23 protein-coding genes and 1 pseudogene are annotated in these 16,867 nt (G+C 33.3%); 2 read left to right on the top strand and 22 right to left on the bottom strand.

All coding sequences use genetic code 11. The features are described 5' to 3' along the window. Window positions 1-10: 10 nt before the first annotated feature. The 5 genes from T375_RS09815 to T375_RS13305 all read right to left on the bottom strand — a co-directional run bounded on the left by T375_RS09815 (window position 11) and on the right by T375_RS13305 (window position 2,788). Window positions 11-727, bottom strand: a complete 717-nt coding sequence (locus T375_RS09815; protein WP_044937843.1) for a DUF6557 family protein — start codon at window positions 725-727, stop codon at window positions 11-13. Then, complete coding sequence (locus T375_RS09810) at window positions 693-1,148, bottom strand: helix-turn-helix domain-containing protein (protein WP_155952500.1); 456 nt, start codon at window positions 1,146-1,148, stop codon at window positions 693-695. Before T375_RS09810 ends, T375_RS09815 begins: the two co-directional genes overlap by 35 nt. Before the next feature lie 177 nt (window positions 1,149-1,325). Beyond that, on the bottom strand, window positions 1,326-1,598 hold the full coding sequence (locus T375_RS09805; protein WP_044937839.1) for a hypothetical protein: 273 nt from the start codon (window positions 1,596-1,598) through the stop codon (window positions 1,326-1,328). A gap of 35 nt (window positions 1,599-1,633) precedes the next feature. After that, a complete protein-coding gene (locus T375_RS13845; protein WP_256377542.1) occupies window positions 1,634-1,768 on the bottom strand; it encodes a hypothetical protein in 135 nt (44 codons plus the stop codon). Between the two features lie 36 nt (window positions 1,769-1,804). Further along, window positions 1,805-2,788 carry an HD domain-containing protein gene (locus tag T375_RS13305; RefSeq protein WP_049960391.1) on the bottom strand — a complete coding sequence of 328 codons (984 nt, stop codon included), beginning with the start codon at window positions 2,786-2,788 and terminating at the stop codon, window positions 1,805-1,807. A 285-nt stretch (window positions 2,789-3,073) separates the two neighbouring features. Between T375_RS13305 and T375_RS09795 the strand changes: the two genes are divergently transcribed. Then, a complete protein-coding gene (locus T375_RS09795; RefSeq protein WP_044937837.1) occupies window positions 3,074-3,721 on the top strand; it encodes a hypothetical protein in 648 nt (215 codons plus the stop codon). Window positions 3,722-3,738: 17 nt separating this feature from the next. Beyond that, the gene (locus T375_RS09790) at window positions 3,739-4,335 is read left to right on the top strand and encodes a hypothetical protein (RefSeq protein WP_044937835.1); all 597 of its coding nucleotides are present in this window, start codon (window positions 3,739-3,741) and stop codon (window positions 4,333-4,335) included. 18 nt (window positions 4,336-4,353) lie between these two features. Here T375_RS09790 and T375_RS09785 read toward each other — a convergent pair whose 3' ends face one another. The 17 genes and pseudogenes from T375_RS09785 to T375_RS09715 all read right to left on the bottom strand — a co-directional run bounded on the left by T375_RS09785 (window position 4,354) and on the right by T375_RS09715 (window position 16,855). Then, on the bottom strand, window positions 4,354-5,031 hold the full coding sequence (locus tag T375_RS09785; protein ID WP_049960390.1) for a DNA processing protein DprA: 678 nt from the start codon (window positions 5,029-5,031) through the stop codon (window positions 4,354-4,356). Window positions 5,032-5,074: 43 nt separating this feature from the next. After that, window positions 5,075-6,055, bottom strand: coding sequence for an HD domain-containing protein (locus tag T375_RS13300; protein WP_049960389.1), 981 nt, complete (start codon window positions 6,053-6,055; stop codon window positions 5,075-5,077). Between the two features lie 49 nt (window positions 6,056-6,104). Continuing rightward, window positions 6,105-6,338, bottom strand: coding sequence for a helix-turn-helix domain-containing protein (locus T375_RS09775; protein WP_044937833.1), 234 nt, complete (start codon window positions 6,336-6,338; stop codon window positions 6,105-6,107). 148 nt (window positions 6,339-6,486) lie between these two features. Then, window positions 6,487-7,641, bottom strand: coding sequence for a macro domain-containing protein (locus T375_RS09770; protein WP_044937831.1), 1,155 nt, complete (start codon window positions 7,639-7,641; stop codon window positions 6,487-6,489). A gap of 146 nt (window positions 7,642-7,787) precedes the next feature. Beyond that, window positions 7,788-8,174 (bottom strand): hypothetical protein, encoded by a 387-nt coding sequence (locus T375_RS09765; protein WP_044937829.1) that lies wholly within the window; start codon window positions 8,172-8,174, stop codon window positions 7,788-7,790. Between the two features lie 15 nt (window positions 8,175-8,189). After that, complete coding sequence (locus tag T375_RS09760; RefSeq protein WP_044937827.1) at window positions 8,190-8,552, bottom strand: helix-turn-helix domain-containing protein; 363 nt, start codon at window positions 8,550-8,552, stop codon at window positions 8,190-8,192. 35 nt (window positions 8,553-8,587) lie between these two features. Next, on the bottom strand, window positions 8,588-9,046 hold the full coding sequence (locus T375_RS09755) for a hypothetical protein (protein ID WP_044937825.1): 459 nt from the start codon (window positions 9,044-9,046) through the stop codon (window positions 8,588-8,590). Between the two features lie 5 nt (window positions 9,047-9,051). After that, complete coding sequence (locus T375_RS09750; protein WP_044937823.1) at window positions 9,052-9,468, bottom strand: hypothetical protein; 417 nt, start codon at window positions 9,466-9,468, stop codon at window positions 9,052-9,054. A gap of 100 nt (window positions 9,469-9,568) precedes the next feature. Then, complete coding sequence (locus T375_RS09745) at window positions 9,569-10,912, bottom strand: ribonuclease H family protein (RefSeq protein ID WP_044937821.1); 1,344 nt, start codon at window positions 10,910-10,912, stop codon at window positions 9,569-9,571. Between the two features lie 17 nt (window positions 10,913-10,929). After that, entirely contained in the window at window positions 10,930-11,175 is a 246-nt protein-coding gene (locus tag T375_RS09740; protein WP_049960388.1) for a helix-turn-helix domain-containing protein, read from the bottom strand. Next, a complete protein-coding gene (locus tag T375_RS09735; RefSeq protein ID WP_044937818.1) occupies window positions 11,159-11,722 on the bottom strand; it encodes a hypothetical protein in 564 nt (187 codons plus the stop codon). Before T375_RS09735 ends, T375_RS09740 begins: the two co-directional genes overlap by 17 nt. 286 nt (window positions 11,723-12,008) lie before the next feature. Continuing rightward, a pseudogene (locus T375_RS09730) lies at window positions 12,009-12,257 on the bottom strand (glutaredoxin domain-containing protein); the annotation flags it as partial. A 464-nt stretch (window positions 12,258-12,721) separates the two neighbouring features. Continuing rightward, entirely contained in the window at window positions 12,722-15,010 is a 2,289-nt protein-coding gene (locus T375_RS09725) for a DUF262 domain-containing protein (protein ID WP_044937815.1), read from the bottom strand. A gap of 4 nt (window positions 15,011-15,014) precedes the next feature. Continuing rightward, window positions 15,015-15,146 (bottom strand): hypothetical protein, encoded by a 132-nt coding sequence (locus tag T375_RS13840; RefSeq protein WP_256377541.1) that lies wholly within the window; start codon window positions 15,144-15,146, stop codon window positions 15,015-15,017. Beyond that, window positions 15,130-15,450 carry a hypothetical protein gene (locus T375_RS09720; protein WP_044937814.1) on the bottom strand — a complete coding sequence of 107 codons (321 nt, stop codon included), beginning with the start codon at window positions 15,448-15,450 and terminating at the stop codon, window positions 15,130-15,132. Before T375_RS09720 ends, T375_RS13840 begins: the two co-directional genes overlap by 17 nt. A 68-nt stretch (window positions 15,451-15,518) precedes the next feature. Next, window positions 15,519-15,668, bottom strand: coding sequence for a hypothetical protein (locus tag T375_RS13605; protein ID WP_155952498.1), 150 nt, complete (start codon window positions 15,666-15,668; stop codon window positions 15,519-15,521). Between the two features lie 65 nt (window positions 15,669-15,733). Continuing rightward, window positions 15,734-16,855: a sigma-70 family RNA polymerase sigma factor gene (locus T375_RS09715; protein ID WP_044937812.1), complete on the bottom strand. Its 1,122-nt coding sequence runs from the start codon at window positions 16,853-16,855 to the stop codon at window positions 15,734-15,736. Window positions 16,856-16,867: the final 12 nt, after the last annotated feature.

Genomic DNA, 16,867 nt, shown 5'->3' with positions numbered 1-16,867 from the left:
ATGAATTTGATTAATCTATTTTACTCTCATTGATGAGCATTTCTTTTATTTTCAACAATTCTTGATTTCTACAGTATAATGAATACTCTCTAGAGGCTTTTATATACTTGTCTCGATAATCTTCCTCTTTAGGATATTTTTTAGGGCGTTTCCGTTTCCATCCCATTTCCTTTTCAAAATCTTCAAATGACTTGTAAGATTTTAATTTCTCTGGATTATGTATATCATTAATAGCTTCTTCAAGAGACTGTTCAAGTTCATTTTTCTCTTTTATATGTTTAGCTTCATCAAATCCAAAGAAAGACATTGTATGTATGAAATCCACTACCACACTCATTAGATGTAATTGTGTTAGCTCGGTACCGGCAACATAAAAATTAAGCATCTCTTCCCAGGGAGTGAATTCATAGGCATAAGTTTTGACTTCATCTACATCGTTTGAATTTAATAATTCATCTATATAAACAAGCTCTGTATCGGTACTTCTATTTTCATCTATATTGTTTTTTGTAGCAAATAAAACGGCCTCTTTCGTTGTTTTTACTGTGCCATGAGTTTTTATGTTAGAGAGAAAATCCTGAAATACAGTGGATATTTTTTGCTTTATTTCAGAGATAGTGACATCATCATTTTCCAATTCATGAATATTAATTGGAAAGGTGTATAAGTATACTTTTTCAATATCTTGTGGGTCAAGCTCTTTTATCATCTGCTGAATTGTTTTCATTATTTTTAATCCTCTCAACGATGTTTAATACTAGAGTATTTGTTTGTTCATCTTTAGCCAGCTCATCTTCCACCCTGTTTACTGCATGGATTATAACGCTGTGATCTCTGCCGCCGAAGGCTTGTCCTATAGCCTGATAATAACTATCTGTATACTTTTTGCATATATAAATGGCAATTTGTCTAGCTCGTACCACTAAAGATGACCTATTATTGGATTCAATTTGTTCTGTAGTTAAATTGAAATAATCACTAACAACTCTTTTGATATTTTCGATGGTAAAGCCTTCATTTGTCGCCTGAACATCGGTATCAGCAGCCGTATTTGATAAAACATCAATGATTTTTGCAAACTCAACTGGGGTGATAATTTCTTCATCTATAAGATTTGTAAATGCTTTTATTTTTTCTTTTGTAATCATGATTTTATAATCCTTTGCCTTTATCTGTTTAATTGAAATTAAAGGGCCCACAATAAGTGGGCTCTTAATAAAGATAGCCTGAGCTTTCGCTATTAATCCAAAGGGCTGCTTGTTTTCTATATGTTTAGCTTAGCATCCACAAAATATGTTGTCATTAAACGTGTTGTTGAATTATTTTTAAGGCGAAATAATCACATTGTTTTTTTCTCCATAACCATTCTCTTTTGATACAAATGTCCAATCATATGTGGCATTGGGGCTCTGTTTTTTATCCTTATAATCATTAAAAACAGTATTTACATTTTTTGTAATAATCCAATCTAATGCCATTCTATCCCCATTTTTAAAAACAAAGCTATAATAGCCATTTAAAAATCTTGGTCCATATACTTTATCATTAATTGAAAGCTTTTTTTGTAGTGCTGTTCCAGTTATATTAAAATCGCCCAAACAGATATATCTTTCCTGATTGAATAAGTGTTTTTTCAAAAAGCAATACCAATAGCTGCACATACCACTGCCACAACTAAAAAGTCTTTTGGAGTGACGGGAGCATTTCCGTCAATACCCAATACGCTTAATATCTTATTAACTACTAATGAGATTTTACTTACTAACATAATTCTTAATCCTCCAAAATCTAAATCTTATATTTCTTAAACTAGACATCCAAAAGGTTTATAAATGTAGCTACCCTCTAATCCCCACACTGTTGTATTTGAGACAGTGCCTTCTTCTTGCCCTTTATAGGCTTCTTCAAACATATTCATGCGACTGTCAATCATATCTACTAAATGAAGCATTTCTGCCTCAGGAATAGCTGGTGTTACAACGGCACCCCATTCAAGTTTTCCGTGATGTGAAGCAAGCAAATGCTGTAGCAATTCTATCCTTGAAGGATCATAGTTTCCTTTTCTGGCTTCTTCATCAATCATCTTTATGCCAATAATTGCATGGTCCAAAAGTCTGCCTGTTACTGACATTTGGGTATCCCCAATTTCTGATGTTAGATAGCAGGTAATCTTTCCAATATCATGTAATGCTGTTCCACATATTAATAACTCTTTATCTAGAGAATTATATGTTTCGCATGCATTGACAGCAAGAGATACCATTCTGACAGTGTGAAATAATAATCCACCAATGAAATTATGATGCATTTTAACTGCCGCTGAAGAATAAATAAATGCACCTTTGTTATCTTCTAAAAGCTTTAATGTTAACTTGGCTATACTAGTAATATCTCCTTCGTTGGTAGGATTTGAATCAACCGCCCTTACAGAGTTTAAAATGAAATTATATGCTTTTTCAAAATCTCTGATTGGTGCTATTTTTCTAAAGCAGTCAGCTGTTATCGATGGATCATCATTTAATCTGTAGCCATGTTGATTGTAGTATTTGCCATCGATTGTAAGTAAAACTTTTAAAATACTACCCACCACGATGCCTTTTGCCTCAATTGATTCTACATATTCGTCCCAAAAGCTTACGTTAATTTTTTGTATTCCATCGAAAAACTCTATGATTACAAATGGGGCTCCATCTGATTTTTTGAACTTTTGATTGTAACCTATAACAATAAGTGGAATTTCTTTTGCTACCTCCCCTTTTTTTATCTCATTTATCTTCATTAATTCCATATCTAAAGTCCTTTCTTATATTTCTTAGTATTTATAAGTGTGATCGTTACTTTAATATAATAATTCCTAAATTCATAAATTTGTTAAACGGATAGTTGAATTTTGGTTTTTTAGTTGCAACGGTAATAATAAAACAAAGCTCGCTCATTTTAGAAATAAACTTTTCTACGCCTAGATTTAAACCATTGTGTTTTTCAACTACAGGATGAATGATTACTTATCGCTACAATGCTAGAATATTAAGTAAGTTATACAAATGTTTGTCAAATATATGGAGAGAATTAGATGAATCAAGAAATAGAAATTATAAAAAAATGGTGTAAAGAAATGGGCCATTCAGAGGCAGAAACCCAGGATTTATTAAATCATATACAAGGACACGCTCAGCAGTCAGATGTGCCAGAGGATTTAACCACTGTTTACGCTTATAAAGATGAGTTAGATATTGCTGACTTTGCACTTTATAAAGACAATATTAGTGGCAAATATGAATTGTTTTGTGAGGAGCTTTTATGGTTTGATTCAAAGAAAGGCGCAAACGCTTTTCTATTAGACATTTTTAAGGAATTTACTACATGGATGCATATTAATAACTATAGTACTGTATTTGATTTTGATTACCTGGATATATTTAAGCCTTTAGATGTCTTTAATACTAAATACGATTCTGTTACAGACGCATATAACAGCTTTAGAAGGCTTATTTATGGTTTTACCATGGATGGTGATGACTACTCTGCTGAAAAAATAGAGATAATCAGCAATATCTTAGGACTTGTATCACAAGATGAGACTATTGAAATGTCTGATAAAGTCAAAATTGAACAGTTCTTATACCAACTTGATAACGAGGATTTAGTCGAGTTATCTAAAAATATTAAAGATAATGGTCTATCTGCTCTTTTGTCTGTAGTACTATCAAAACTTAACTAGAATAGAGGACACATGTTATGAACAAATATCAAGAACAATTTCAACAACCCTATACAAAGGAATCTGCGCAATTAGAACTAATAGAGCTTTACTCATGGCTAATGAATAATGACAGGGAGAATGATGCTCTAGCTATTATGAAACCACAAAACTCCGACATCAGAAAACACCTGATGATAGAATATGATCTACATAGGGAATTGGAGGATCTATTAGAAAATCCTGCTCTTAATGATACAAGAATACTTAAGCATCCCCTAGCCACAATGGAAATGCTCACCAGTACAGGGAATTATCAATCTCTTCTTTTTCTTCTTCCAGAGATTGCTCAATGGGAAGCAAATGGTGAGGAAGTCAGCATGGAAAGGGTTAAACATCTATTAATTTCAGCCAATGGTTTATATGGGAAATTGGACAAGCTAAAAGAAAATCCTTTTTACCATAGGCTTTTAAATGTAAACGATACATACTTTGGCTTTATTATGGGCGTTTTAACATATACGCAAAAATCTGCAGCACGACAGGCCTCTGTAGAGAAATTTATGGAAGATAATCCAGATGCTCTATCATCTGATATTTTAGAGTTTATTAGTAATCAACCAGATTTTTTTTGAGTTAAAGGCTCCGCTAAGCTAAAAGGGAGCCTTTGAATTATTGATTGGTTCAGTCATAAAATCTGCCAATTCAAGCTGCTGAAATACACCATTACTTGAATTAGCTTTGACAAAATCCAGTAATTCCTTAAAATTATTAAGCTGTATGGCCTTCATTTCTCTAATTGCAAATTCATTACCTGTGCTTTTGCATATAACACCGATTGGTTTTTGGCATTTATAGGCTGCTTTAATGGTATGCATTGTTCCACCCTCTTTTTCGCATGTAACAACACATACTTTGCTTGCAAGTTCTGCCTGCAATGAATCTCTTTCTACAAATCTTATTTTATTAGGCTTAGTTCCTATTGGGTATGTACTTATGATGCAGCCACCATTGTTTAAAATATCAAATGCTAAATTCGTGCATGACTTAGGGTAAATGGAATCGAGGCCGCCCGCCATTATTACTATAGTTTTTCCGTGTTCTTCTATGGCGCCTTCTAATGCAGCCTTGTCTGTACCTAAAGCCAGACCATTTAAGACAACATATCCATGCCTTGCTAAGAATCTACCAGTGTTTTTTGCAATAATTCTTTCATTGCTGTTAATTTCGCGTTTACCAATTACAGCTACTATGTCCTTATCTAATAAGGATATATCCCCTAGATAATATAGCGTTAATTGGTTTCTAGTAATTGTTTTAATCTCACTCATCGCAAATACCTTTTTATTATCATTCGTTAGGACAATACCTGCATTATGCAACATTTTTTTCTGGCTTATATATGTGGCTATTATTTAAACCAAAAACCTTATTATCTGAAACTGTGCCAAATTCCTGACCTTCGTAAGCTACTTCAAACATATTTATGCGGCTATCAATCATATCTATCATATGAAGCATCATGGCCTCTGGTACAGCAGGTGTTGTAATCGCACCCCATTCAAGCTGACCGTGATGTGATGCAACTAGATGCTTTAATAGCATAATTCTTTCTTTATCATAATCATAAATGCATAGCGCTTCTTCGATAATACGCAGCCCCTCTGTAGAATGATCCAAAAGCCTTCCAGTAACAGTAATATCAGCACTTCCATCATCATATGTCTCATAACAAGTAATCTTTCCTATATCATGAAGGGCTGCACCACATACCAAAAGTTCTTGATCTAACTCAGTATAAGTCTTACATACATCCATTGCTAGCTTGACCATTCTATAAGTATGGTACAGTAGACCACCAATATAATTATGGTGCATTGAAACAGCAGCCGAAGATGTCTTAAATGCATTCTCATAAAGCATAAGAATGTTAGTTGTAAGATGGGCAAGTGTTACTGTATCGCCCTTATAATGAGGATCGGTATCTATAGAAGCTATAATTTTAAGAAGTTGGCTAAATACCTCGTCCCGACTAATTGGGGCTACCTTTCTAAAATTATCAGAAGTATTTGCTGGGTCATCATTTAGCTCCCAATCTTCAACATTAAAATACTTTCCTTTCTTTCTAAGGGTAATTCTTATAACTGAGCCTTCAACAAAACCAAGTTCTGCATTAGTTACGTCAAAGATATTAACTGTTGTTGAGCAATTGCCATCTAATAGCTCTACGCTAACATATGGTGTCCCTATGGAAGAAATCTTTACATCACTAATCTTTGTAACCAAAAGAGTAAACTCCATAGCAGCGCCTTCTTCTCTGAGTTCATATAGTCTTTTTATATTCTTATTTTCCATTCTTTAAATCCTTTCAATACAGTCATTAGTAAGCTCTTTTTACTAGTTTTTATAATTCCGTTAAAACCAGCATATCTTCTATTTGACAATCCATAAGCTTTGCCAAAAGTATCAGATTATCTAATGATGGGACCGTCTTTCCCTTGCCCGTCCATTTGTATACTGCTTGTATGCTATCAAGCTGCAGCTCTCTTTGGATAATTCTTGGAGTTAGCCCCTTGTCCTCAAACATTTCAGCTAAACGTTTTTTAGTTGCTTCGATATCTATTACTCTAAGACTCATACAATGGCCTCCTTTCCATAATTTCTACTGCTTGGCACAAACAAAATGTTTGTGCTTGCCTATTACACATAGAATTATAGAAAGAAAAAGGAGCGGTTTTGTTGCCACATTGGCAACAAATCCACTCCCAAAATATATTATTTAAAAACTATGCAACAGCATTATTTCCTAATATAAGCATGTTACTATCGAAAAGATATTCATTAATCTCCGCTATATCATATACTCCACGTTTTAAACAAAATCTGAAAACGTTTTCTCTTCTTTTCTCAGCTTCTGTAAGCTGATAGTCTGTATATATTGCTTTATCACAAGAAATAAAAAACTCTTCAGCTTCCTCCCAGCTTAATCTTAGCCCCAAGGAAAGCGCAAATAGTGTATCACGACTAATTCCTCGTGTTGCTTTTTTTGCTCTAGAAATAGTATCTCGATTAAGATTGCACCTTTCAGCTACCTTAGAATCGTTTTTCAGATTACAGCGTTCTTTATACTTTTCATATAAATCCTCAAACGAAGGAAACTCATCGTCTGTTTCATTAAAGCTAAAATCACTCAGGGATTTATATTGCATCCTGCAATATTGATAGACAATATAATCTACAGCAGAACTATTTTTTCTTTTCTCCGCTTTCTTTTTTACCGCATTTATTTGCTCCTGTTCTTTTCGTTTGTTTTCGACCTGAAGGCGCATTATTTCAGCATTCATGCTAATTTCATGATCTTCAGGCATGTTTTTCATAAAAGACAAATATTGCTTATATATTTCCTCGATATTATCAGGATATGTATGTGTTTCTATGTAAAACTCAAGACTTTTTCTATCATAACGATTTCCAGATGATAACCTTTTTCTAAGAAATATACGGATGTCTATACTATTATCCTCTTCATAGTCTTTACAGACTTCTTCTGCTATGTCTTTTGCTAAATCATACTGAAAGCCTTGCATTCCTGAAGATAATAGAGGAAAAAAGATAATGCGGCTTCCCATTTGTTTGGCAAGTTCTATAGAATCTCTATAACATTTAGCTAATAATTCTTTTTCATCATGTTTTCCATCAATCCACTTAGGTGATGCACAATGAAAAATATAATTGGCATCATAATTAAACGCTGGAGTAACCTTCACTTCACCGTATTTAAGTTCACCTATCTCTTGTCTAGCTTTAAGTAATTCTTCGGCACCAGCTCTTTTATATATTTCTTTATCTATGCCATTTCCAATAACAGGCTTAGGATTAGCAGGCATTACTATAACATTTGTATTTTGTGTAAAAATATCTCCATAAACAAATTTATACATATCTATTCTTTACCTTCCTCTAAAAACTTTTGAAACTCTTCATAGTATAAAAGCAATCGCTTATCATTATCTGAAAGAAGCTGCCCTTTATCATTTAAGCATGGAATTATCTCTGTTTCCAGTATTTCTTTACTTTTTAAAGGAAGTCATTGGTCCTCCTCAACATATTTCTCTAAAATTGAAAAAAGTTCTTTAGATGACCACGTATCTTTACTAAAAAGGCCATAATTACGTGTTGAAATAGTAAGCCACCGTCCCAATGAATCATTCTCAATTAAGTCATTTTGTTCTGAGGTATTTACTAAATACTCTGACATCGTATCTTCCCATTTTTCAAGACCTTCTATGATATAATCTAGATAATCGAAATCAGGTCTATCCTTTTTAGAATCATATTCAGAAAGATATTCTTCATATTCTTCATTAATTGTTGATAGAAATCTAAGCACCCCCTCTACACCAAGCTTTTCCTTTAAAATCGACATTCCTTGTCGTCTGATTGTTCTTTCATCCTCGCTATATATATATTTCATACATTGTATCCCTCTCTATGAAATTTTCCTCTTATAACTGTAAATATCTTTATCATAACGTTCTAGTTCCTTTGCTCGAACTAAAAGAAGATGCCTGCTATCTTCACTTAAATTGTCAAATATTTCATCAAGCATCCTCTTTTGTCTGTCTTTAACGCTGCCATCATAATTTAATCCCAAAAGTTCTTCCTTACGACACCCAAGTATCTCGCACATTCGTTCTATTATTGCGGGTTTTGGCATGGTACGGCCACTCTCATAAGTAGACAAAGTTACATTTGATATATTAAGAAGTCTAGCAAAATCCTTTTGAGTAAGGGTCTTCTTTTCACGTTTCCCCTTAATATTTTCACCAACAATTTCTTTCCTTGTTCTCATAGCATACTATCCTTGTCTTTTAGTGTATAAAAAATTTAAAGAACCCAATAATTCCATATATAATCTGTATTTATCTTCTTGCGTCTATGTTGTGATTTTACACCCTTTTCAATAAGCATTTTTTCTGTAAGACAAATAGCTTGGAGTTTTTCCTCTGTAACAGCATCCAATTCTTTTTTATAATCCTTTTGCCTTTTCAGCTCCTCAACAATTAATAAGAGATTTGTCATTACACTAATGTTACTATCTTCGCCCTCTACAATTTTTACAAATATTTCAGATTCCTCTAGCGTATTGTATATTAATGGTTTTGTTAGATTTCCTGTGCACAGGGAATAGTATCGTACAATTTCATGTTCTAAATAGTTCTTTTTACGATATTCGTCCTTAATTTCAGAGACTGTAATCATATAACCTAATACCCATATTATTACGCCTATCACAAACACTATTAATATTACTATTATTGTCATTGTTTCCATTGTTTCATTCATAATAACTAATCTCCTACTATTGTTCTTATCAAATCCATGTACTGAGGATAGTTCTCTTTTATCACCTTTATCAATCTTTCAAAATATAAACTAAAGCTCTCTTGAGTGTGCCTAAAGTCTTTATCCCACATCTTTTTAGGAAGAGATTTTTGAATTTTATATTCTAGCGCACTAAATGGAGTGTCTGTGGATGGATTAAGTGCCATCCTATATCCTAGTGTAAAAATTGCTATGTAGTTATAGCATATATTTTGGGTTGAACCAAAAAATATTCCTGGGCGCACATAAATATTAAGTAGCCATTTTAGATAGTTCCTACAGGTATCGTCAGGAGTGGTACTTTCTATCTTTGGAAGTATTTCTTTATTTTCATCATCGAAACTTAAATCGTACTCAGATGTTAAATGTAACTTTTTCTCCATTGCTATTTTCCTCGTGTAGCTTTTTCTTATATGTTTAATTCTAAAGCAAAATAGTAAGGAAGCTATTCAACGGATAGTTGAATAACTCCATGTTTATCACTTATTTGCTCAAAACAACTTGTGAAGACTGTTTTTCATAAAGCCATGCTTTAATACTATTAATAAACGTTCTTAAAAATGATTGATTAGACTGCAAGCATGAATTTTCTTCTTTTAGCTTTTCAATCACATCTTTATTATTCTCCAACTGCTCTTTAAGCTCTGCTACTGTAGTCTCCTCAGTTTTTAGCTGACTTTCAAGATGATCTTTATGTTTTACCAATCTGTCATACATATCATACTTGTTTTTTATATCACTATATTTATCAATTGGTATTTTGAGGCACATATGAGTTCTACCAATAGCATCTGCTGTAGTGTTTTTCTCGCGTGGAACAAACTGAACAGTTACAGACTCGAAAAGCTCTGCTATTCGTATATTCTTCTTCTCCTCTTGCCAAGTCTGCATAGCACCTTTATTATCGGTAAAAATCTTAATATTACCCTTAAAGTCATAATCAAACGCAGCTATCATCATGACTTTACCTATTGCTGTTTTTGTAACCTTTTCGGTATGTTGCATTTCAGGAACATACTCTACCCCCGAGGCAATAGTAATAGCTGGTGTGATTTGCGATTCATCATCTAATAAACCTTTGCATATCAGGTAACTATAGCTACCAGCATTCCCTGGGAGACCATTTTCATTCCAAGCTACGGTATGGATTGATTCATCTATAAAAATTGTTCTATAGGTATCATTTAGCCTGATTCTTTCCTCTTCATCCTTAATACATTTACAAGGAGTAAGCTCTAAATTATTTATAACTGCTCGGGTTGCAGGCTTTAATAACTTACCTTTGCAGTAAGGACAATCCTTTTTATGATATTTTTTGCCAGTTTCAGAAATATATAAAATATTTGTTTTACCTACCGACGTAAAAGTTATATTCTCATTTAGTATCTTTTTTATTACCTCAACTGCAGAAAAATGAAGTAATTGCTTAAAATAATTATTGCCTACGAAAAGAGAATCAATATCAAATCGCTCGCCACCAAGCTCTTGAGTTCTAAAATTAGAAACCATCGTGGCTTCATTTCTCGCAATAGAATGAACTAACTGATCCATTTTATTGGCAAGGCAGGCTGATACTAACTCTGGATGGCGATTTTTAATCGTCGAGTAGCTAAAAAACATTAGTTTTGCTTTTTTCAAATATTTGTTGATTTCTGCCTGTGGTAAGTTCATTTCATCTAAATATAGAAGATGCGTCGGAACTCTGTTTAAAAATCCCTTTAACTGTTCAGTGTCGGCTTTTGTTTTACCCTTATTATTGGTTTTCTTAGCTGACTTCCCAAGTTTGATGTATAATTCATACAGAATATCTTCATCAGCCCTTGCCATAACAAGACCTCCTTGTCTTATTTTTTATATACAATGATGTCATCTACCTTGCATTCAAAAAGCTGTGCTAGAAGCACTAAATTCTCTGTTGATGGAATGTAGCTACGATTTCTACCAATCCACTTATAAACAGCCTGAACGCTACCTAAATGTAGTGCTTCTTTAATCTGAAGCGGTGTAATGTTTCTTTCTTCCATCAGGGCTTTTATATTTTTGCAAGTCTTTTGCTCGTCGATGGGACAAAGCTTATTCTTGTTTTCCAACAGTATCATCCTCCTGATCAATAGGTACTTTATGCATAGAAAGTATTGCCCTTAATAATAAATAAGCGGTACCGTTATACATATCTTCGTCATCAAAGCAATCTATTATTCCATTAAGAATAACAAAGAGGGCTGTCGAAAGAGCTGGTCTTGCTATTAGCATCCAATAGGCACCTCCTACTCTCATAATCTCTGCTGCTTCATTAGCCAGTTCCTTTAGTTTATCGTTTTGGATAGACTCATATATAAGTACGGTTCTTATAGCACTATCTTCGTTATTTGCCTTATTAAGAAGATCATCCATTTCTTTACGGTTATATTTAGAATTTGCTAATGATTTTAATTCCTCCAACATCTCAATGGCTAAGCGAGCAACCTTTTCTAAATCTTCATCGCTAATTTCAACAAAGAATACTTCATCTCTATATGGCACTTTATACGTACAATCTCCGTTTTCGGCAGTTTTGGTTTTCATATCTTGTAACGCACAACACAATAGTTGTTTTAGTTCATTCTTTTCTTCTGGTGTTAACATTTTTGCTTCCATTTTTGTTACCTCCTAAATAACTATCCGTTTTGTATATATAAAGTGTAATTTATAAAATTTGAAAAAGCATTAAACGGATGGTTGAATTCAAGAATATGTATTTTTTTTACATAATGCAACAGCCCTAAAGTTACTAAAACTTTAGGGCTGATTTTTGAAAATTTTATAGGATTAAATTTATAAATGTCAATGAATTTTTTTTACCTCTGAGGATGCGGACGTTTTCCTGGACTAAGCAATTAATCCAAGACTACGTCTATATTCAAGTGGACTCATAGCGCCAAGTGACTAGCTTCACAAGCTTGTCCTCATCTGCAATATGCTGAAACAAAGCAACAGCATCCTTGTCCTTCGCATTTACGTTAACCATATTTGCGATACCACCATTAGCAGAAGCAACAGATGTTAGCTCACCCTTGCTCATGCCTTTTTCTTTCATATCGATAAACTGATATTTGATGCCACGCTCTTTGAAAAAGCGTTCTGCTTTCTTTGTATCGTTGCACTTCTTGGTGCCAAAGATTTGTATGTTCATAAAAATATTATCCGTCCTAGTTTTTATTATTGTACTATTCCTAGCAGGCCCTTCCAGGGCCAGGTCTGCCCAAGCTCCACAGACCACTCGCTATCGCGAGTAAGGAAGAATTGTAATCGGCTTCGTCGATGGAACTCTATAAAAAGTGCTGCAGGGCAAGCCTGCAGCTAATGTATAAGAGCGGGCAAGCTTCGCTTCAACCCGCGAATCGAGATTAGGCCTCCACAATGTGGAGGGAGTTTGAGTAATTGTACATAGGCAACTACCTCCTTTTCCTAATATCGATTCTATTATAGGTTATGTGTTAAGTGGCAACAAGCGATTTATTGCCTTTCCACAAGCATATATAATTATATAATCTAACTTTTTAATCAGTTGGCCCAAATGTAATATTATCGCAACAGAACTCGAAACAAATACACCTTGAAGAAATACTATATCTACCATAAGTTCCTTTTATTAATTTAAAGCTTAGATACCGGTACATTTGAATGTGTACTATCGCTCATGGACACGATTTTATAAAAATACTCCAACAATCTTGAAGTACGTTTATCAAAGAAATCATTTTTAGGAACTGTAAACCCATGCACATTTGTTGTTTTATTTGCATCAAATAGTTTCTCGATTTCATTAATCAACCAATGTGGTGTACAATTTTTCTTATAATAATCTATACCTTCAACCATCGGTGGGTTCTGTTTTTTTACATTGTTTGTACGATCCAAAATCATCATATTAGCAATGCTATTAATTTCATTCAACCTAGTTTTATCATCATATTTATAAAACTCTTTTTCTCGTCCTGTATGTTTAGTCTCCCCCTCAATGTGATCTAAATCCTGACTCAATACAGCCGGTGGGAATGTAACTGCTGTGGTTTTATTATACGTAAGCTCAGCATCAGTTTTGGTTTTCGATGAAACGTACGAATATTTAAGCATAAGATGGAAAAATAGCAACTTAATTTTCTGCTTTTCCTTCACATTTTTTCTGTACGTCCAAGTTGACGCCCATTCTTCAAAACACTTCTTAAGTTCAGCTTGCTGCGTCGGTGTTATTGCAACGCATGCAGCAGTTGTAGAAACAGTTCCAACATTTTTTTTCTTTCTATTTTGGATGATTGCATCTGTAAACGTCTTAGGAAATGTGTAGTCTTCAGCTAAAATAGTTGTTTTCCATACTACATTCGCTTCTTCCCATAAAGTATTATGTTTTTTGATACATATATCCTCATCAAATATCTCATCCAGATAATCTGAATATTTCAAAGTGTGACAGTTCACTTCATAATTAAACAAAATATCGCAAACGATGGCTGCTCCTATAGCTTTATAATCTAACTGTAATAATAAAGCCAACGTACGTTTAACAATAGAATCTTTTGGTGCATTTTCAGTTTTAAATGCAATATTTTTAAATGAACCGCCACTAACATAATGAATTGTTTCTGCAACTAATTTAAAAACATTAAAATCTGATTCTATATCTGAAGCACTATATTTTGAATTCGAACAATAATCAGAAAGATATGCATCAATAGCTTTAGTAAGAGAATCATTCTTTTTTATATCAGTTTTGCCTGTTATGTAAACAGTAGAACAATATGCTATCCAAAAACGTTCCTCTTTTTCATATTTATTTAGGCTCTCAACCCAAACTTTGTCCAAATCTTTTAATTTACAGTTTATATTACGTTTGCCCTCTCCTGATTTTTTGACATAATACTTATAAAAGTAATCCTTCATTAACTCCAAATCTGAAACACCTTCTGATCTATCATTCAGAGTTTCAAACAACTTATATGCATCATCAGCCTTAGTAGTGATTATTTCACATACATTTAATTTATTAATAAGTTCATCTAACAAATTAATATACACCCTAATAACATCTTCCGGATTAGTACTAGGCTCATACTTTTGCTGATAATCTGACAATCCCGCTAATATATCAATTGCTCTATTTGCAAATGGCCACTCTTCTTCGTCATCATATGGAATAAGCTGCCAATCAGGGCTCATCGTATTTGAATAAATGATTACTATACTTTTTAAGGCTTCCCTTAAGCTTTCAGTATACTCTTCATATGAATAATCTAAGCAAAATTTTTCTTTTTCTAAAAACTTTTCATTTGTAACAACACACTCATTATAATACGTCTCAATATCGCTCAAATCTTTTTTTGCCGGAAGACCTACCGCCTTACGATATGTCTTTGTTATTTTTTCAATTTCTTTTTTATCCCATGCAGCAGCGCCATGTGCATCTATAATCTGATACAACTTAACCTTCATTGTATTCATCTTTGACGCATTCTTTTTTCCAACAAAACTATTATAACAAGAAATCATCATTTCCATTTCCTGCTTTATATTTGAGGGATTAAACTGAATCATTTCATCAATTCTGCACCTAAGCAAACAGAATTTTAAATAATTCATAAGATATATTGTAGTTAAACGTTGTTGTCCATCAACCACTTCAAATTCCGCTTGTTTTTGGTCATCTTTCTTTTCTACAAGTACAACCGCTCCCAAAAAGTACTGTTTAGCCTTTTCTTTATCATCTTTATCTGATGCTGCGTGTGCTCTATTCTCAATATAATCACTAAACAGCTTATCTATCATTTCCGTTTTCCAACGATATGGTCGCTGATAAAAAGTAATGTCTAAAACTAACTGCTTAGTATCCTTTGAACCATTTTTTATAATATCTCCTATACTTTCAATTTTTGATTTCTCAAGATTCATCTTCTTATTCCCCTTCCAAATTGTTATATTTTTTCATTTTGAACTGACTCATAGGCTTAATAGTTAAAATATGCCATTTCCCCATAACTCCCTTTATTGCAGGTTTAAATAATATGCCTTTATTCTTCGAATCCATTTTCTGTACTTCCTTTCTCCATTCTTTTGGAAATTTTTATCTGAGGATTTATCAAGTCTATAAGCTTTTTCTTTAATTCATTGACATGGCTAGTATAACCATCTATATAGTATGATACATACAAATACTTTTCATATTCCGCAAACAAACTGCGAATCTCAGGATTATGTAAATACGAGCTTAATCTTGTTTGCACAAAATCTTCCAAAGCATCACGGACGCTTGTTGTAGTACCATCAACAAACATTAAAAATTCATAGTTTACTAATGGCACTTTCTCTGAATCTGGTTTAATCAAACACATAAACACCCCAGAATTTTCTTTCACAGTTTTTAATAATGGATTCACGTTTCCGTCATCTTGGAAAAATTTTACAGTCCTCCACTTTTTTTCTCAAACCTAAAACTAGTTTCGAATGTCTCCCATTTATTTTTATCAATACAAAACGTATCATATCTAGCTTTTCCCACCTCAGAAAAAAGCATATTTTTCACAAAATCAATTGACCCTTTGGCTTCCATATTCTAATCACCTATACTCATTAAAGATTTCCGTCTTTGCTGTCCTTTCTACATATTATTATTGATTAAGTCACCGGAACTCTATATTTTAATCTTAACTTTCTCATAGCTCTGCTCTCAATCTGACGAATTCTTTCCCTTGTGACTCCAAAAGCATTCCCTACTGCTTCAAGTGTCTTTGGTTCATCGTCATCCAAACCATATCGCATCATAACAACATCACGTTCTCTTTCATTAAGGCAAGAATCTAATATATCCCTGATTGAAGAAGCTTTTTCATCTGCAATTATCTTATCTGTGATATCTTCTTCGCCAACAAAAACATCAAAAACAGGCAAATACGGAAGTATATGATTATAATTATATTTTCCATTGGCCATTTGCTCATATTCAGCCTGAAAAAACATTGAAAACGCGTCATCTAGCGCGTTATAAATATCATCCAAAAAATCTTCTTTTGACTGATTCTCTATTATTAACTGATCCATATTTGCAACAGCATCAAATCCTATTTCGGTTTCATTCAAGCCGTTAACTGTCGCTAAAAACTGTTCTTTATAATGAACTGGGAATCGAAATAACGTTCCTTTTACAATGCAATCTCTATTCATCACTTGTCTTGCCCAAAGCGGAAAATATGATACAAAACTATCAGGGCTAGTAACATCATATTTCCCAATAGCATTTATCAATCCAATAACCGCGTTCTGAAAGCAATCTTCAAAATCACAATAATAAGTATTTGAAAAATCAAACGCGTTTTTTAGTAATGTTCTCAAATACATAAGGATTAATCTGTCTCTTGCAAAGCTATTTCCTGCTTGCGCCTCACCTATTAACGTCCTCCATTCTTTATGTTGTGGAGGTAAAATAGCTTTAACCTGATCTACTAAATTCTCACAAGAAGGATATTCCCTTTTTATAGACTCAAAAATCTCATCATAATCTAACTGACTACGATCATATATATCATCTGTGTCAGAATCGTCTTCAACTCTGTTAGGATCATACTCTCTAAATATTACATTTCTTTTTAATAATCTATCGCATACTACGTCAATCTCGGCCAAGTCCAAATCATGATCAACGCAGCAGTCTATTACCTCATCTTCTAAAAGATATCCCCGCTCATTATATCTTTGCACAAGGCTGTGTTCAACAGACGCAATTATATCTCTATCTGCCATATTTCAACCTAT

Source organism: Pseudobutyrivibrio sp. LB2011 (assembly GCF_000701765.1).
GTDB classification, from domain to species: domain Bacteria; phylum Bacillota; class Clostridia; order Lachnospirales; family Lachnospiraceae; genus Pseudobutyrivibrio; species Pseudobutyrivibrio ruminis.
This window is presented reverse-complemented; position numbering and strand designations above follow the sequence as displayed.

What these genes read in the sequence shown, in the direction of transcription:
- T375_RS09815 (WP_044937843.1), bottom strand. Translation starts at nt 727, where the DNA reads ATGAAAACAATTCAGCAGATGATAAAAGAGCTTGACCCACAAGATATT.
- T375_RS09810 (WP_155952500.1), bottom strand. Translation starts at nt 1,148, where the DNA reads ATGATTACAAAAGAAAAAATAAAAGCATTTACAAATCTTATAGATGAA.
- T375_RS13845 (WP_256377542.1), bottom strand. Translation starts at nt 1,768, where the DNA reads ATGTTAGTAAGTAAAATCTCATTAGTAGTTAATAAGATATTAAGCGTA.
- T375_RS13305 (WP_049960391.1), bottom strand. Translation starts at nt 2,788, where the DNA reads ATGGAATTAATGAAGATAAATGAGATAAAAAAAGGGGAGGTAGCAAAA.
- T375_RS09795 (WP_044937837.1), top strand. Translation starts at nt 3,074, where the DNA reads ATGAATCAAGAAATAGAAATTATAAAAAAATGGTGTAAAGAAATGGGC.
- T375_RS09790 (WP_044937835.1), top strand. Translation starts at nt 3,739, where the DNA reads ATGAACAAATATCAAGAACAATTTCAACAACCCTATACAAAGGAATCT.
- T375_RS09785 (WP_049960390.1), bottom strand. Translation starts at nt 5,031, where the DNA reads ATGAGTGAGATTAAAACAATTACTAGAAACCAATTAACGCTATATTAT.
- T375_RS13300 (WP_049960389.1), bottom strand. Translation starts at nt 6,055, where the DNA reads ATGGAAAATAAGAATATAAAAAGACTATATGAACTCAGAGAAGAAGGC.
- T375_RS09775 (WP_044937833.1), bottom strand. Translation starts at nt 6,338, where the DNA reads ATGAGTCTTAGAGTAATAGATATCGAAGCAACTAAAAAACGTTTAGCT.
- T375_RS09770 (WP_044937831.1), bottom strand. Translation starts at nt 7,641, where the DNA reads ATGTATAAATTTGTTTATGGAGATATTTTTACACAAAATACAAATGTT.
- T375_RS09765 (WP_044937829.1), bottom strand. Translation starts at nt 8,174, where the DNA reads ATGAAATATATATATAGCGAGGATGAAAGAACAATCAGACGACAAGGA.
- T375_RS09760 (WP_044937827.1), bottom strand. Translation starts at nt 8,552, where the DNA reads ATGAGAACAAGGAAAGAAATTGTTGGTGAAAATATTAAGGGGAAACGT.
- T375_RS09755 (WP_044937825.1), bottom strand. Translation starts at nt 9,046, where the DNA reads ATGAATGAAACAATGGAAACAATGACAATAATAGTAATATTAATAGTG.
- T375_RS09750 (WP_044937823.1), bottom strand. Translation starts at nt 9,468, where the DNA reads ATGGAGAAAAAGTTACATTTAACATCTGAGTACGATTTAAGTTTCGAT.
- T375_RS09745 (WP_044937821.1), bottom strand. Translation starts at nt 10,912, where the DNA reads ATGGCAAGGGCTGATGAAGATATTCTGTATGAATTATACATCAAACTT.
- T375_RS09735 (WP_044937818.1), bottom strand. Translation starts at nt 11,722, where the DNA reads ATGGAAGCAAAAATGTTAACACCAGAAGAAAAGAATGAACTAAAACAA.
- T375_RS09725 (WP_044937815.1), bottom strand. Translation starts at nt 15,010, where the DNA reads ATGAATCTTGAGAAATCAAAAATTGAAAGTATAGGAGATATTATAAAA.
- T375_RS13840 (WP_256377541.1), bottom strand. Translation starts at nt 15,146, where the DNA reads ATGGATTCGAAGAATAAAGGCATATTATTTAAACCTGCAATAAAGGGA.
- T375_RS09720 (WP_044937814.1), bottom strand. Translation starts at nt 15,450, where the DNA reads ATGTGTTTGATTAAACCAGATTCAGAGAAAGTGCCATTAGTAAACTAT.
- T375_RS13605 (WP_155952498.1), bottom strand. Translation starts at nt 15,668, where the DNA reads ATGGAAGCCAAAGGGTCAATTGATTTTGTGAAAAATATGCTTTTTTCT.
- T375_RS09715 (WP_044937812.1), bottom strand. Translation starts at nt 16,855, where the DNA reads ATGGCAGATAGAGATATAATTGCGTCTGTTGAACACAGCCTTGTGCAA.